The organism is Lactobacillus selangorensis, from assembly GCF_001437205.1.
Taxonomy (GTDB): Bacteria; Bacillota; Bacilli; order Lactobacillales; family Lactobacillaceae; genus Paralactobacillus; species Paralactobacillus selangorensis.
In genome coordinates, this window is sequence record NZ_JQAZ01000023.1 from 1 (window position 1) to 385 (window position 385).

Here is a 385-nt window from a genome sequence, read left to right on the forward strand (position 1 = left end):
GAAGAGCCTTGTATTTTCGTCGGGCCCAGCGTTCAAGCGCGCGGTCAATGTGCTGGAAGATGCCAAGCATGGCTGTCCGATAGAACGAGCCATAGTATTGCGACCACCCCTGTATCACTGGATTGTAGAGCCGAGCCACGTCGACCAGCGTCACGTGGGTTTGGCGATTGAGTCGCCACCTGCGTACCGCTTGCCGCATCCGCTTTAAGGCATCCGCACTCGCTCCCGGAAGGAAGCTCGTGAAGAGCTGGTCTTGTTTGCTGAGCGCCTTCCTCGGCCTAAAGGTGAAGCCGAGGAAGGTAAAGCTCACATGCGGATAACCTGCGCGACGGTTACTGTCCTTGCAGTACACGACCTTCGATTTCTCGGGGTGCATCGTCAAGCC

General features: G+C 57.4%; 1 protein-coding gene. It reads right to left on the minus strand.

Going from position 1 to position 385, the window contains the following annotated elements:
- Nucleotides 1-385, minus strand: a 385-nt coding sequence (locus IV40_RS10460; RefSeq protein ID WP_275453018.1) for a group II intron maturase-specific domain-containing protein, incomplete at both ends; no start/stop codon positions are given.